Annotated in this window: 13 protein-coding genes; 4 read left to right on the top strand and 9 right to left on the bottom strand. The window is 43.2% G+C overall.

Features of this window, described 5'->3' with window-relative positions:
- Positions 1-328: 328 nt before the first annotated feature.
- On the top strand, positions 329-1,612 hold the full coding sequence (locus GCHA_RS06785; protein ID WP_007986457.1) for a transporter: 1,284 nt from the start codon (positions 329-331) through the stop codon (positions 1,610-1,612).
- A 188-nt stretch (positions 1,613-1,800) separates the two neighbouring features.
- On the opposite strand, the gene GCHA_RS06780 is transcribed toward GCHA_RS06785, so the two are convergent.
- The 4 genes from GCHA_RS06780 to GCHA_RS06765 all read right to left on the bottom strand — a co-directional run bounded on the left by GCHA_RS06780 (position 1,801) and on the right by GCHA_RS06765 (position 5,487).
- The gene (locus GCHA_RS06780; RefSeq protein WP_007986455.1) at positions 1,801-2,286 is read right to left on the bottom strand and encodes a hypothetical protein; all 486 of its coding nucleotides are present in this window, start codon (positions 2,284-2,286) and stop codon (positions 1,801-1,803) included.
- Positions 2,287-2,296: 10 nt separating this feature from the next.
- Positions 2,297-2,968, bottom strand: coding sequence for a C39 family peptidase (locus tag GCHA_RS06775; protein WP_007986453.1), 672 nt, complete (start codon positions 2,966-2,968; stop codon positions 2,297-2,299).
- An 18-nt stretch (positions 2,969-2,986) separates the two neighbouring features.
- On the bottom strand, positions 2,987-3,334 hold the full coding sequence (locus GCHA_RS06770) for a hypothetical protein (protein WP_007986452.1): 348 nt from the start codon (positions 3,332-3,334) through the stop codon (positions 2,987-2,989).
- Between the two features lie 80 nt (positions 3,335-3,414).
- Complete coding sequence (locus GCHA_RS06765; protein WP_007986450.1) at positions 3,415-5,487, bottom strand: hypothetical protein; 2,073 nt, start codon at positions 5,485-5,487, stop codon at positions 3,415-3,417.
- 630 nt (positions 5,488-6,117) lie between these two features.
- Here GCHA_RS06765 and GCHA_RS06760 point away from each other — a divergent pair.
- Entirely contained in the window at positions 6,118-6,948 is an 831-nt protein-coding gene (locus GCHA_RS06760) for a winged helix-turn-helix domain-containing protein (RefSeq protein ID WP_318248949.1), read from the top strand.
- Between the two features lie 196 nt (positions 6,949-7,144).
- On the opposite strand, the gene GCHA_RS06755 is transcribed toward GCHA_RS06760, so the two are convergent.
- From GCHA_RS06755 to GCHA_RS06745, 3 genes are all read right to left on the bottom strand, one after another.
- Positions 7,145-8,056: a LysR family transcriptional regulator gene (locus tag GCHA_RS06755; RefSeq protein WP_007986446.1), complete on the bottom strand. Its 912-nt coding sequence runs from the start codon at positions 8,054-8,056 to the stop codon at positions 7,145-7,147.
- A 220-nt stretch (positions 8,057-8,276) separates the two neighbouring features.
- The gene (locus GCHA_RS06750; RefSeq protein ID WP_007986444.1) at positions 8,277-9,398 is read right to left on the bottom strand and encodes a zinc-binding dehydrogenase; all 1,122 of its coding nucleotides are present in this window, start codon (positions 9,396-9,398) and stop codon (positions 8,277-8,279) included.
- 232 nt (positions 9,399-9,630) lie between these two features.
- Entirely contained in the window at positions 9,631-11,796 is a 2,166-nt protein-coding gene (locus GCHA_RS06745) for a tetratricopeptide repeat-containing diguanylate cyclase (protein WP_007986443.1), read from the bottom strand.
- A 366-nt stretch (positions 11,797-12,162) separates the two neighbouring features.
- On the opposite strand from GCHA_RS06745, the gene lepB reads away from it, so the two are divergent.
- Positions 12,163-12,816, top strand: coding sequence for a signal peptidase I (gene lepB / locus GCHA_RS06740; protein ID WP_007986441.1), 654 nt, complete (start codon positions 12,163-12,165; stop codon positions 12,814-12,816).
- A 57-nt stretch (positions 12,817-12,873) separates the two neighbouring features.
- Here the strand turns inward: lepB and GCHA_RS06735 are convergent, their stop codons facing one another.
- Entirely contained in the window at positions 12,874-13,689 is an 816-nt protein-coding gene (locus tag GCHA_RS06735) for an alpha/beta hydrolase (RefSeq protein WP_007986439.1), read from the bottom strand.
- Between the two features lie 124 nt (positions 13,690-13,813).
- Entirely contained in the window at positions 13,814-14,932 is a 1,119-nt protein-coding gene (locus tag GCHA_RS06730) for a Zn-dependent alcohol dehydrogenase (protein WP_007986437.1), read from the bottom strand.
- 152 nt (positions 14,933-15,084) lie between these two features.
- On the opposite strand from GCHA_RS06730, the gene GCHA_RS06725 reads away from it, so the two are divergent.
- Positions 15,085-16,077, top strand: a complete 993-nt coding sequence (locus tag GCHA_RS06725) for an AraC family transcriptional regulator (RefSeq protein ID WP_007986435.1) — start codon at positions 15,085-15,087, stop codon at positions 16,075-16,077.
- Positions 16,078-16,277: the final 200 nt, after the last annotated feature.

Genomic DNA, 16,277 nt, shown 5'->3' with positions numbered 1-16,277 from the left:
TTAGATGCTCTATAAATTTACCGCATGAATAAATGCGTTGGATTTGAAGCAATCTAATCGGTTACTGCAAATACCCAATATGTTTGATGCATGCTGGGTATTTTTTCTTTAATTACGTCATCGTATTTAAATACAATTTATTTCATTTAAACGTTTAAATTCATGCAATTTTAATTGGATTTTTAAGCGGCCATTCACTACTTTTAATGAAGGAAGAATTAAATAATACCAATTCCTTTAAATTTTCGCTGAGTGGTTAATTATTTATTGGCGTTGGTATAAACGTCTATGAAGTTGGATTTTTTCATAAGTGAATAAAGGATTAGTTATGGAAATTGCAGCACCTCAGTTACGCCTACAACATTTCACCCCTCTTTCAAAAATCACATTGGCAATTTGTTTAACTTCATCACCTTTTTGTTATGGTGCTGACAATATTGCTGAGCAGAACAAACCAAATAGCAAATACGAGGCTGAATTAGAGCGTCAACGCATTTTACTCATCGAGCAAGGCCAACAAATTGAAAAGTTAACGCAGATGATCAATGCCTTAACGGCCAAAGAGGTTAACACTCGATCTGCTGCATCGACTGACCAAGCAGCGCGTCGTAAAGCACAAGCTGATAAACCAGCAAAACAAACGGAACAAAACGTAGCGCAAAATAAACCTGTTGGCCAAGCACCGCCAAAATCGTCAAGCGCAATAGAAGCAAGTGCAATCCCAGAGCTTGGGGATACTGTAAGCGGTGTGCTAACCGGTAAAGGTACATTGGTGCTAGAGCCTTCGTTTGGTTATTCATATACAGATAATAATCGCGTGTTTTTGGATGCGTTTTCATTCATTCCGGCCCTTGTGGTGGGGTTAATCGATTTACGAGAGATTAAACGCCATAGCTTTATCGGTAGCATTTCTGCGCGTTATGGCATAACAGAACGCTGGGAAGTGGATTTGAAAGTGCCCTATATCGGTCGAAATGACAGTCAACGCTCGCGGCCGGTCAGTATCGGGGTCAGCGAAGATGAAATCTTTAATGCCAGTGGCCATGGAATAGGGGATATAGAGCTTTCGACTCGCTACCAACTTAATACACCAACCGATGGTGGCCCCATATACGTGGCAAATTTAGTGGCCACGATCCCCACCGGTACCAGCCCGTTTGAGGTTGAATTTATGCAATCAACGCCTGGAGCGGTGTTTCCCACTGAGCTACCAACCGGTTCTGGTTATGTGAGTATTCAGCCGAGCATTACTGCTATATATGCTACTGATCCAGGGGTGTTTTTCGGTAATTTAAGTTATGGCTATAACATGGACACCGATGAGGAGGTGGGTAATGTTGACCCTGGAGACAGCGCAGGCATGAGTTTTGGTTTAGGGGTATCGTTTAACGAGCGAACTTCTATGAGTTTGAGTTATTCACATAAACACGTTTTAAAATCAAAAATTAACAACATGAAAATTGACGGCAGCCAGCTTGATATTGGTCAGTTAATTATTGGTTATTCATTTCGTTATTCGCTTAAAACCAATATCAGTTTATCGTTGGCGATTGGCGTGACCGATGATGCTCAAGATACACGTCTAAATTTCAGATTGCCGGTCACCCTCTAGTGATGCACATCAGCAATAGTGCTAGTGATGTTGGATTTTATATTTAACGATCGTTAACGTGATAGTCACTAGGGCGACAAGCGCGACAAGCGCGTTTACAACATTGCGGCGTCTAGGTAAGCGGGCTAGGCGCGCACAGTAATCAAGACCGGTGTTTACGCCAGAGTATTAAAGCCTTTTATTCGAACTTAGTGGTGGGCGCGGGCGTTAAAGTATGTGTTATATAATTGGTCCTGAGCAAACGCTTGTTTAGCGTGCTCAATGTTTTTGATGGTGATATCGATATTGGTTATCGCTGAAAGGGTTTGATTATCAAGGGTGTTTTGTAAAACAGTATTAAAGGTACTATTTGGTAGTATCGAGTTTAGGGATAGTTCATCTTTACCCAATTGCGCGAAGTCTTGTGGTGTTTGAAAATAGGTGTGGCTTGTTAACTCACCGTTTTGAAAGAGGTGTTTTTGAAAGTTAAGATCAACAACTACACCATTACCAAGTACAAATCCACCACGTAATGTGGCAAGTTTCTCCTCAGAAACAGGTTGCCAATGTATTGTGTCATGCTCGTCCATAGCCAAGCCAGGTGTATTCTTTGCGTAACTCGGTACTGAAATCAAAATGATACTTAGCGCACTTATTAAGGTCGTTTTTCCCTGAAATAGACTTTGTGTTTTCATCTTTTTATCCTTAAAAGTCGACACTGGAGGGTTGTAGTACGTTAAACAGACCTAAACTGGCGTGGTCGACCGCTAGCCCTAGATTTGCTCGAACCAGGTGATCATTTTTCTGATCACTTTGGTACTGACTCACGGCAATGTCTTTGTAATCTTGAATGACAAACAATATCCGGTTGTTCCACATTTCCCTAAATTCCGCCATTTTTATTGATTTCAAACCAATAGCGGGATCGCCCACAAGCACTTCAGAAGCACTACTGCCTTTTATGATCACAAAATGCATATAGCCATTGTTATTAATAATGGTAATCGCGGGAAGTTGAGCGCTGGACAGCTGTTCCAATGAGATTTTAAAGCCGTTTGAGCGGTAACCTCTGCGTGCAAGATACTGCTTCATATCAAGTAACGAGAACCCTTGGTGTTTAATTTTTTCTTTATTGCCATGTTCAAACATATCCTTGAACACACTTAGCTCATTCACTTCGTCGTTATAATGAAACGACAGTAGGCTGGCGAGCGTTGCTGAACCACAACTAAAGTCATACTTTTGTTTGTAAATTGTCTTAAAGCGAAGCTCACTTATGCTGGCGACTTTAATGGAAAACTGTCCATTAAAATCAACAAGTCCGCTCAAAGCCGGGTAGGTGGTAAACAACATGGTTAAACACAGTAAAAGTCTCATAGTACGCCTATTCATCCGTTAATTAGGTGCGATAGTGACTGTTATGATGGTCGATTCCTGAATAATGACGTTGTTGCCGGTATTTTGAATAATAGAAAACACACCAGAAGCATCATTAAATGAACCTCGATCAATTGAATTATTTCCCGTTACACTGTTGGCGTTGTAGTTGTCTGTTAAAACAGCTTCTAAATGGCTGTTGTTTGTTACATCAACAACACCCCCCATTCCACGTTCTTGCTCTAAGTCACCAAGCAAAACAGGGGGTATCTCATCAATAGTGGGCTTTGCTGTGCCGCTAAGTGCAATTAGCATGAGTAAGGGAAATAGAGTAAATACGCTAGTAATGTTAGATATTTTCTTCATAGCCCGTGTCCTTTTTAATAAGTTGCTGGCAAGACGCCAGCAACTTATATTTCCTTAAAACGAAACCTACAATATCGATGTTATTGAGGGTTCACATTTACATTTCCTTGGAAGGATACTTGTTGTTGCGCTAAGGCATTGTGCCCTAAATTCTGCACATTTTGATTGATACCCGCGGTGCCGTTGAAGGTATCTGACATATTATTGTTACTTGCAATTGTTGACTGATTGTCAAAGCTGTAAGTCACATAATTACCTGTCACAGAACCCGTTAGGTTAGACTCATTGACACTGTAAGTGGTGGTGGCAACGCCACCATTATTCGCAGCAGATGTGCCCCAGCCCTCAGACCATGCAGAGCTATTGTCACTGTTGTCGCTGTTATCGCTATTGTCACTGTTATCGACAGACGCGGTGCTACCACCGTTAGCTGAAGCTCCGCCTTCTGCAGCACTCGCGTAACTGTTATCACTGTTGTCGCTGTTATCGCTGCTATCACTGTTGTCTACAGTTGCAGTGCTGCCACCGTTCGCTGATGCGCCTCCTTCTGCCGCATTCGCGTAACTGTTGTCACTGTTATCGCTGTTGTCTGAATTATCAGAGTTGTCGGAATTATCTGAATTATCAACATTCGCAGTACTGCCACCGTTCGCCGATGCTCCGCCCATTGATGAATTCGCATAGCTATTATCTGAGTTATCTGAATTGTCAGAATTGTCAGAGTTATCACTATTGTCTGAGTTGTCAGAGTTGTCGCTATTGTCGGTACTCGCTGTGCTTCCGCCATTGGCTGATGCTGAGCCCATTGCGTTTGCACTAGCGTAGCCATTATCACTACTGTCGCTGTTATCAACCGACGCTGTGCTGCCACCATTAGCTGCTGCCGATCCCATTGCGCTGGCACTTGCCATGCTGTTATCTGAACGGTCAGAGGTTGCGGTACTGCCTCCATTTGCTGCTGCATCTGACGCAGAAGCATAGCTGTTATCGCTATTGTTGCTGTTGTCAGAGTTGTCAGAGTTATCTGAGCTATCGCTGTTATCTGAATTATCAGAACGATCACTCATTGCCATGCTGCCATTGTTCGCTGTGGCCTCAGTCCCCATAGCGTAGCTATTGTCACTACTATCTGACGATGAGCTATCAGAGTTATCAGAATTATCTGAGTTGTTGCTGTTATCAGAATTATCACTGTTGTCTGAGTTATCTGAACGGTCTGTCATCGCCATACTGCCGTTATTTGCCGCAGAGTCTGTGGCTGAAGCGTAGCTGCCATCGCTGCTATCACTGTTGTCAGAACTATCAGAATTGTCGCTGTTATCCGAGTTATCTGAATTATTACTGTTGTCAGAGTTATCCGAACGGTCGCTCATGGCCATACTGCCATTATTTGCCGCAGCGTCAGTGGCTGATGCTGCACTGCCGTCACTGTTATCACTGCTGTCTGAGTTGTCACTGTTATCTGAGTTATCAGAGCGATCAGACATGGCCATACTGCCATTATTCGCAGCAGACTCAGTAGACGATGCATAGCTACCGTCACTCATATCACTGTTATCTGAGTTGTCCGAGTTATCCGAGTTATCTGAATTATCAGAATTGTCGCTGTTATCGGTTGCAGCCATACTGCCGTTGTTAGCGGCTACTTCACTGCCTGATGCGGAACTACCGTCGCTATTGTCACTGTTGTTGGAATTGTCACTGTTATCAGATGCGTCCGAATTGTCCGAGTTATCACTATTGTCCGTCGCTGCCATACTGCCGTTGTTGGCCGCTACTTCACTGCCTGACGCGGAACTACCGTCGCTATTGTCGCTGCTGTTAGAATTGTCACTGTTGTCAGATGCGTCCGAATTGTCCGAGTTATCACTATTGTCCGTCGCTGCCATACTGCCGTTGTTGGCCGCTACTTCACTACCTGATGCCGAACTTGCATCGCTGTTATCTGAAGAATCAGTGCTGTTATCTGTGGTTGCAGTAGAATTTTCGTTTGCTGCTGCTGATGAGTCGCCTGTGCTATCCGCACTTGCCGTTGCTGTTTGAGATTCAGCCACTTCCGTGGCGGTGTTTGTTGGGTTTGCCCACACACTGGTCGCTGAACCGAGTATGATTGTCATGCTTGCTGCTAATAAGCTTTTATTAAATACTTTCATCTTTTATGCTCCATTAAAAAACGATTTGTCACCATTCACGGATAATCTCACTGGAAATAGCAACGCTTAAATATTCAAAAATATACAAAGGGAAAGGGAAAGGGAACTGTGTCCTGTTCTTTTTCTCCCGCAATTACTGTAGTTAATCGGTAGCTGAAAATTCCATCAAGCGCACATTAAAAACGCCTTAAAATTACTTTTTTGCGACAGTACATCTTTAATGGGTTTAATTTATGGGTAATTTAAATTCTCTTGTTAGGCAATGAACTGCAACTTGTTATTTTCTCTTTAGTTATTGCTAACGCTATATTGAAATTCATTTTCAAGAATGGATCTGAACAGGGCGTGCAGGTAATAATTCAGTCATTAAATTATGCTAAATATTGCTTTTTTAAAAATTCACTGTCTGTTTTTTTTACAATCGTCGCTATTTCTGGTGATAAGAATTTAACTTTATCTATTAAGTCTCGGTAATCATTAAATATTATATTATGTGGTTCGTTTTTTGCTTTTTAATAAAAGTTTGATGTGAATTAATCAGAGATTATTACGATAGGATTCTGTTTTATATTCCCAAAATATGCTGTCTTGTGAGTTGAGTCCGTCTGATTATGCTAGATAAAGGATTAGATGATGACGCATTCTCAAGCACAGCAAGACATGCTGGTAATATCCGATGACAATTTTTTAATTGGTGTGTTGACCGGGTTAAGCGTAGCCAACCATTTTTCATTTCGCTCAGTGGCGTTAAACGACCCACTTTCGCTCGACTCAGTTAACCGTGTATGTAAAGTGGTGCTAATTGATTTACGTACAATTAGGTCAGAACTTTTAGCGTCGCACTTTGAGGTCTTGCACCAAATAAATCATGTATACAAAATCCCAGTGTGTGCGGTCGTGAATCAAAATAATTCAAGGCTTGCTGAAAATTTACCTTGGGTTGATTATTTTACTGACGTCGATTTGATTGCAAAGTTAGACGGTTACTTACCTCAGATTGGCGTGAATAACACTAACTTAAGAGATGAAAGGCGTCACAAAGAAAGAAGAGGTGCCATAGATAGACGAGGCATCCCCGCTATTTTTAGTTCTGAGCAAAGTCACCATACTGCTCGAGTACTAAACGATGTGTTGCCTGATGAAGAAACGAGTTTTGTTTTAGGGCCATTTGTTATTGATAACAACAGTAGAACGGTGCACTGTCAGGGCAAAAATATTATGCTGACGGCGAAAGAATTTAAATTGTTCACCTTATTGGCTCAAGTGCACGACCATGTGTGTAGCACGGAAAAAATCATCGAAAATTTATGGCCAGATACTCGCCGTGCGAACAAGTCAGATTTATACCAATATATGCACCTGCTACGTAAAAAAGTTGAAGTAGATCCTGACAATCCTAGGTGGATACTCACCGTTAAAGGGGTGGGGTATCGCTTGAACACCAATACCTTTCTTTCCTAAATCTATCGGTCCGGGCTTTTGTTCAGTGTTTTCACTGTTTAAAAGCGCTCTCGGTTCGAAAGCGCTCGCAATTTAAAAGCCCGCACGATTTGAAAGAGTACAACCATTAGTCCATAGCGACGCTCTTATCATTAAACGCTGAACGCATTCTAAGCGGGCGCTTGTTGATGTGGATTGGTTCTACACCGAGGCAGCACTATTTAAGTTGATTAAACAGCGCTGTCACGTTTTCTATCAAATGTTGCTTAAATGCATTGATGGTGGGGCTCAATAAGCGCCTTTCAGCGCAAATAAGGTTTAAAGGGAATGTTTCTCCGTGCCAACCATCTATATCAAGTTCTACTAAGCGTCCGTGTATTAAATCTTGAATAATATCTAGCTTCGATTTGCGAGCGATACCTTTGCCTGCGATTGCCCATTTTCGGGTAATATCACCGTCTTTACACTGGCGGTTACCTGTTACGTCTATGCTGACGCTTTTGTTTTCTTTACTGAATGTCCAGCGCGTGTGCAACGTATCGTTGTGCCCGTGACACAAGCAATTGTGTTGAGTGAGTGCTTGCAAGGAGCTAGGTGTCCCAAATTGTTCGATGTAAGCGGGTGATGCACATAAAACAGGCACATTTTGCGCCGCAATAGGTATGGCGATAAAACCAGAGTCCTTGGGTTTTCCATAGCGTAGGGCTAAATCAACCGGTTGACTGTATAAATCAGCTGGGCTGTCTGAAAGCTGTAAACGCACCTCGACTCTTGGGTGAGCTTCCATAAAACTATCAAGCCAAGGAAGTAATAGATTGCGTCCCATATCCGAAGGTGCAGAGAGTTGGATAACACCGCTTAGTTCTGCATCCTGACTGTGTATTTCCGTGGTGGCTTCATCCAGTATTGTCAGAGCATTCGTGCAGTGGCGTAAGAATTGTTCGCCTTTTTGGGTTAAACGCAAATTGCGTGTTGAGCGAATAAATAACAGCACGCCTAAATCTGCTTCAAGACGCTTTAGCGAAGCACTGACCACAGCGGGCGAGAGGTCCATCTTTCTGGCGCAGGCTGACAAGCTGCCTTGTTGCGCAGTTTCACAAAATAAACGTAGATCTTGAATGTTCTTCATCGAACCTATTCACTTTCAAATAATTTTTGAAAGTTTTTCATGAGACGCGATTTTTTTCAATTATTAGCCGCGTAAAAACTAAAAACAAGGACGAACAACTGGGTTAGGTAGATTGAGTTTGAGGAATGGAATGTGAATAACCAGCGCGTTTAGATAATGCGCACTAAAAAACACAAAAATAAAAGGGCTAATTTACTTAGCCCTAAACCAATACAAATGATTAAGCTTTATTTGGGTTAATAATATATTTTCCACAGGTCGATTTCGCGTTGTACTTGGCGATAATTTCTGGTGTGAGCGCCTCTTCAAAAGAAAGCTCTTCGCTAGATTCAATCGCAAAGGTAGTGTTGATTTCATCCGCTACACGTTTGTGTAATTCAGCTACTTTTGGTGCATCTAACTTGCCTAAGAAGCGCATCAATAACCAACCACCGACGCTCCACGTCATACCAAAGGCGCGATTTAACACTGTGGGTGAGAAATCAAGGCCACCATAAATGTACACTTGTTTGTTGTCCAAAGAGCCGTAGGTATTGAACCCAGTGGCATCTTTACTACCAACGGCTTCCATAGTAGTCAGTATATCGCTGGCCAGCTCACCACCGCCAATGGCATCGAATGCGAGCGTTGCACCTGTGGCTTCAATCGCTTTGTATAAATCTTTCTTGTAGCTATCGCTTGATGAGTTAACAACGTACTTGGCACCAATTTGAGTTAATAAATCAACTTGCTCTTGCTTGCGCACGATATTTACCAGCTGCACACCTTCAGCAAGACATATTTTGTTTAGCATAATGCCAAGGCTAGAGGCTGCTGCGGTATGCACCAATGCCGTGTGGCCTTCCATACGCATCGTTTCTACCATACCTAGGGCAGTAAGCGGATTAACAAATGAAGAAGCTGCCGCTAATGGTGTTGTATCGTCATGATGTACAATACACGCTTGAATAGGCACGCACGCATATTGGGTGTACGAAGCGCCCGTAAGAATAGCAACGGTTTTACCGATTAACGCTTGCGCTTTTTCACTATCACCAGCGGCAACGACAACGCCTGCGCCTTCGTTACCAATTGGTAATGTTTGGTCTAAACGAGACTTAACCCGCCCCAACATGCCTTTATGAATAGGTGCGGTAAGTGTGGTTTTATCGTCGCTCAATTGTGCCTTAGACAGATCAGCGGGGCCAAACATAGGCCACATATCGGATGGGTTAATAGGTGAGGCTTGCATTTTAACCACAATTTCGTGGGACTTTGGTGAAGGTACATCCACTTCTTTTAAGTTAACGCATAATTCATTATCTGATGATATGTGGGTAAATAACTGTTTGGTTTTATTCATTTTTTCATCCTTTCCTGTCATGTGGAACTCTGAGAATAAGGTGTATTTCTCAACGTAAAATTGATGTTCGTTCGAATAATCAAAAAATTAACATGGGGATAGGTGTGGTACGAGTCAATAGAAATGTTACATGATCATCACTGTTATATATTAAACGTTTACATATCAACCGGGTGCTGTTGTGCGGTGAAAGCGCAAGCCGCTAAAGTGCAAACCATTAAAGTGCAAGCCGTTATACATTAGCGCTGGTGAACGATGTAACCACTTTGATTTTATCTGTATGAGCACCTGATTCAAAAAAGCCAGTAGCGATGTCGGTTACATTTGCGCTAGGTGCATTAATACACTCGATGCCAACCCAAGCGTTGCGTCCGTTGTTCTTAGCTTCATATAAACAGGTATCCGCTAAGGCAATTAAGGTTTGCCAATCATTCGCTTGATTATGGTGCAATGCACTAGGGTAACAGGCGTAGCCGACGGAGCAGGTGTGGTAGGTTGAGGCACCGTTTGACAAGGTAAAAGGGGTAGCACCCACCTCTTCTAAGAGTCGTTGGGCTAAATTGCTTGCGTCTGAGCGGTTAATAAAACGCGCGACTCCCACAAATTCTTCGCCTCCCCAGCGCACGATATAATCTGACTGCCTGAATACTAACGCCAAACGTTGGGTAAGTTGTTGTAATACTTCATCGCCCGCGCCGTGGCCGTATTCATCATTTACGTGTTTGAAGTGATCCATGTCGATCATGAAAACGACTATGTCAGCTTGCTGAGGCTGGGGTGTTTTACCATCATGCCAATCAGTGTAAACACGCTGGCTTTTTTCTAAATCTGCGCCAATTTGATTCTCTAAAAAGCGCCGATTATGCACCCCTGTTAACTTGTCCGTTAGACTAATGGCCTCCATTTCTTGATAGGCGGCTTGTAACTCAATGTTCTTTTGTTCTAATTCAGTTGTGCGAAGGGCGACTTCTCTTGTTAAGCGTTTATTCAAATTACGCTGATTTATGCGGCTGTAAATCAACACAAACAATACAAAGATGCCCACTATGCCAGCGATACTTACATTTCTGCCTAACTCGAATTGTTCTTGTTTAACTTTGCTTAACGCTTTTTCCTGTTCGAGCAGTTTAATTTGCTGAGCACGGCGCACAAACTCTGTTTGTGACTGTAATGTGGCAATAGTATTGATGCGACTAGCGTGCAGGGTTTCATCTTCAAGCTTCTTTTGTGCCAGCAATGCATCAAAGGCTAGCCGTAATGCATCTTCTTTAATATAGGCTTGTACGCGAAGAGCTTCTAACAGGGCTTCATCATGTGTTTCGTTGTTGCTTTGTGCTTGCGCAACTCCGGCGTCTATATGCTGTATTGCTAACTTAGTATCGTCACTTTTAAGTGCTAAGCTGGCTGAAAGTCGATAGGCGTCAACCAGCAAACTTTTGTAATTCTGTTTAATTGCTCGCGCGATAACCCCGTCTAATAACGCTCGAGACTGTTCAAGATTGCCCAGTTCCATTTCCAATCTTGCCATTGATGTCAACGCCCAATCGGTATCACGCGGCGCTTGAATTTGTTTAAACAAAGCAAGGGCAGTATTAAGATGCTCTTGCGCTTTTTGATAATCGCCTAACTCAACGTATTGATAACCCACTTTGTTATGGCTGTAGGCAATGTATTTTTTCCCTCCAGATGCGAGATCGATCGCCAAAGCATCTTTGAAGTAGTTTAGCGCTAGCGTGTGGTCGCCCATCAACCTGCGGAGATCGCCTAAGTTATAAAGTGCACTGGCGATACCGTCTTTGTTTTCTAATTCGTAATGTAATTCAAGCGCTTGTTGGTGTGCTTGGGCTGCACCTTCAAGTAGCCCCATTTTCTCAAGCACTAAGCCGATGCTGTTATAGGTGGACGCTATCGCAGGCTGGTCGTTTAGTTGCTGGCTGATTTGCATCGCCAAATAGATATATTCCAAGGCTTGAGGGTAATTTGATTGGTAACGATAGGTTAACCCAAGTTGACGATAAGCTTTGGCTAGGCCCACCTGATTGTTTTGGGCTTCATAAAGACCAATGGCTTGATTGAGCAGTTCATGTGCCGGCTCATAGTTATTGCGCTCCATGGCGTTACGGGCTTGTTGAAAATAGCTATCCGCAATGGAAATGGGCGTATTTTCGGCTAAGGCCAGTTGATGAAACTCACCAGTTAGTGTCTCTGCCTGGTGGATATCGCCTTGTTTACGCGCATGCTCTATAGCACGTTTAAGTATACTTACGTCTGAAAGCGCCTTGCTACCACTAGGGAGTGAACTTGTATTGACTTGAGCATCAACACTGAAGAGTGAGCACTGCGCGAAAAATAATGTTATCCATGCAATTACCTTTACGAGTGGGAACCCCGAATTCAAAGGTCGTCTCCGTTACTGTTATGAGCGGCTTAATAATTTGAATGATTATTACATGAGTCAATTTACATCGGTAGCGGTAATTGCCTGTTTTCTGTTCGCTTTTATGTGTTGGGACAAGAAGCGCGTTAGCTCGAACCTAAGTGTTTTGGCTAATCATATGACGCGAATCACCAGCTTGACACTATTAGTAACAAAGTGACATCAACTTGTTGTTGGTTTGCTGCCATATTATTAATATGCATGGCATTGTTTGCTTTTGTAGAGTAACAGCAAGCCGTTTCCCTTAATGCAAGGTTCCTTAACGCAACGCTCGTTAAAATAAGTACGTTAAAACAAGTGCCTTTAAAAGTGAGAATGAGGATAGTGATGAAAGTGTATTTAACAACCCTCTACAGAGATAACAAATCTGTGCTGTTATTTATTGTGCTTATGTGCGTTTTTAGAAGCGCCATAGCCGATTGGAACGAAGTACCCACTGGCTCTATGCAACCCACCATCGTCGAAGGGGACCGTATTTGGGTAAACAAGCTTGCCTATGATGTCAGCACTCCGTTCGTGAATTATTCCTTGTTAAAACTCGCCGACCCAATACGTGGTGACATTATTGTGTTTGACTCAGCACCAGCAGATAAACGCTTGGTAAAACGGGTCGTGGGGATCCCAGGTGATACGATCGCGATGATTGACAACGTGTTGTATATCAACCAGCAACCTTTGAGTTATGAAAACAACGTCGCCAAAGGGCATTTTAGCGAAGTGACCGAAAACCTACTTGGTGTGCAACACCGTATTCGCGTAGCGAATAACGGCTCTCGGTTATCTAGCTTCACGCCACTGACTATCCCAGCTGATTACTATTTAGCCATGGGAGATAACCGAGACAATAGCGCAGACTCTCGGGTCTTTGGTTTAATTCCCCGAGACGAGATTATTGGCCGCGCGAACAAGGTCGTGATGTCTTTGAATTATGACAACTATTATTTGCCAAGAAGCGAGCGGTTTTTACACACCTTACTGTAAGCGTGTGATAGATGCGTGTGTTAGATGCTTGATGACCTAAGTCGGCTGTGATGGTGGCTAAACCGCCGATTTATGACGCTTCTCAATCGCTGAAAACCATTTGAAACTCTCGGCAACATGCTCATGCCAATAAGCCCATTCATGGGTCCCTGCATACTCCTGGTATGCGTGGCTAATTTTTCGCGCAATTAGCTGTTGATGTAACCAGCGATTAGCGTCTATTAAGCTGTCATCTGTGCCACAATCGAAGCGCAGGGCAGGGCGAGTGTCTGTGGTTTTATCAAACCAATGTAATAGGTCAGCTTCGCGGGGTTCCTCACAACGATAAAATGACAACGGCGTTTCTACAAATTGGGCCATATCATCCAATTGTGTAATCGACGAATGTGCTGACACACCACTAAAGCACTCTGGGTACTTAGCTCCAAGGCGCAAAGCGCCGTAACCCCCCATGGATAATCCACTGATATACCAGCGACTTTTGTCTGTAACCTGGCTTGGGTGTAGGGTTTTTATTGCGTTCACCACATCATCCATGATCCACTGTTCGTAGTTACCTTTATCGGCAAGCGGCAAATAGGCTGAGCCGTCTAATAAACCACCGTCTGAGGGCATCACCAATAAAAACTCTTCTAAGCCTTCGGCGCGTAGTTGCTCGTAGACCTTGTGTACTCCACCAAGATTCATCCACACCCAGTGATTACCGTAAACGCCGTGGAGTAAGATCACTACGGGGATATCTCGCTGCGTTGTGTCCGCGTTATACACGCTGACATCGTGGCGCCCGCCTAAATGACTAGAGTGAATAGAAATATAACGCGTATGCGCCGGTGTAAATTGTGGATCTGATACTTCTAACCGTAAAAGGCTCATGCCAGTTCCCCTTCTAATAAGTGATAATTAACAAGAACAAGGTTTAGCTATAAAGAGGGCTCAACAAACGTTATCGGATGAATGCTAGACCGCGTTCGTACAAGCAGCTAATTGCCTTGTAGGACTAAGAAAACACAACCACGCCCTTGGCTATCCGCCCATTGAGCATATCATCAAAGCCTTGAGCGACGTTTTTCAGTGAATATGTTTTTGTCACTAATTCGTCAAGTTTGAGTTGCCCGCTACAGTACAAATCAAGCAACGCAGGAAAATCGACCTGGGGGTTACATTTACCGTACAAAGGATTAAGGTAAATTTTATCCCATTCAAAAAGCTCACAATTGAAATCAATTCGCTGTTCAATACCGCTGACTTGTACCGCCGTGCCTGCATTGCGTATCAACGCCAGTGGCGCAGACCCAAGCGCAGGGATTGCCGTGCATTCAAAGGCATAGTCTGCCCCGCGGCCGTCTGTCATTTCTCTTACCAAATCGCGCATCTGTAAGAAGTCCACATCGTCTTGAATCGATATCAGGCCATGAGTTGCGCCAAATTGTTTGGCTTGAGCTAATCGTTCTTGATTGATGTCGATAGCGATAATTTTACGCGCCCCGGATATGCGGGCGGCTTGAATAACATTTAAACCAACACCACCACAACCGATAACGCACACCGTACTACCTGCTTTTAACTGAGCAGCATTGACCACAGAGCCATAGCCTGTCATTACACCGCAACCAACGATTGATGCAGATGAGAAGGGGACGTCATGCTCAAACTTAACAATGGCTGCTGCTTTGACCACAGTGTATTCACTCAAGGTACCCAAATGAAAAGAGCGTTCGACAGATTGCCCGTTTTGCGTTGTGGCGCCCGCATGGGCATGGCCGCATAATCCGTTGCCGCAAACTGGAGAATGGTTTTCACAAATATGTACATTGCCTTGCTGACAAGCGAAGCAGTGTCCACAGGGGATAGACCAGTTAAGGATCACCTTATCGCCAACGCACAAACCCTGTACACCTTCACCAACCGCGTCAATCACACCAGCACCTTCGTGACCGACCACGAATGTTTTGTTCCAATTTTGGATTGAGTCCCAGTCAGTGTGGCATAAACCGGATGCCAGAATTTTAACCCGCACTTCCCCTTCCAGGGGCGGCATAACGGTTAGCGTAACTTGCTCAAACTGACCTTTTCCATTAGATACGATGGCTTTTGATTGGCGTGATGAGTGTGTCATATCTCTATCTCAATATTAGCTAATTCAATAAAAGTATCAGAATTAGACCACAGCTCACTCGGGGTTTATGTCATATAACGGTGACAAAGTATCAGATATAGGGGTAGACTGCTTGCTACGTGAAAATGTTCATTGTTAACAATGAGGGTGTAATGAAACAACAAAATGTCTATTGTGAGCCTTTGTGCATTGCCAAAGAATACCTGTTTGATATTCAAAAAATCAGCTACCAAGACGCCGAGCCGTACTCTTGTTTAATGCATTTCCATGAAGTGCATGAACTGATCATTTTTGAAGACATTGAAGGTTGTTACTTTTCCAGTCAAGGGGATTCACAACTGGCTAATAATGACATTGTTTTAACCCCAGCATTAGAGGTGCACAACTACGAAATAAGCCCTAAAGCTAAGTCTTGGTACTTAATTCAGTTTGTGCCTAAAATTCTCGACTTACCACAATTTCAATCAGTTAAGCCGTTGTTTAACCGGGGTATGCATTTACGCATGAACCGTCAGAATATCGATGTTGTACAGCAACAATGTCGCTGGTTATTAGACTGTTTCGAGCATCAACCACGCAGTGAGAAAAGCGTAGCCTTACTGAATTTACTCTTGCTGTGGATAGCTGATCAAGCTCAACAAGTTGAGCAAAATTCCGAGCATACCTTACGTCATGTGCAAGGTTATTCACGCTTAATGCCGGTGATAAAACTCTTTAAACACGATGAATACGTCAATTTGTCAGTGGGAGAGGCCGCAGAAAAGTGTCATTTATCCACTTCTCATTTTTCGCGGTTGTTTAAGAGTGTGTTCCGTCACACATATGCCAATTATATTTTGCAGCACAAGCTGTATCACGGGGCACGCATGTTGAGCCAGAGCAAATATTCCGTCACTCAAATAAGCTATGAAATGGCATTTTCTAGCCCGTCACATTTTATAGCGCATTTTAAAAAATATTATGGCGTCACACCTTATCAATACCGCAGCGATATTCACCGCCGTGCCCAGCACGCTGAAAGCGCAGAAAATGCAGAAAATGCAGAAAATGCAGAAAGCGCAGATACTATTGATAGCAGTCACAGCTCAAAGAGCACCGCCGATAACGACAACCCCAAAACCACTTGGGCGAAAGAAACGTTTTAAATCTGCGTTGCCGTCTACGATACCTGTAGTGCTTGTCATACTCCTTTTTATGATGATTTTCTGATAAATATCCTTTATTTAATGGAATTGGTATTAAGACCAATTTGAATTGATGACAGTCGAAATATGACATTTTTAGTTTGAATGGCGGTATTTATCTCATGTTATGGCACTTAATATAGCCCTCAAGATGTTAAGTA

Origin of the sequence: Paraglaciecola chathamensis S18K6 (assembly GCA_000314955.1) — a bacterium.
Classification (GTDB): domain Bacteria; phylum Pseudomonadota; class Gammaproteobacteria; order Enterobacterales; family Alteromonadaceae; genus Paraglaciecola; species Paraglaciecola chathamensis.
This window is presented reverse-complemented; position numbering and strand designations above follow the sequence as displayed.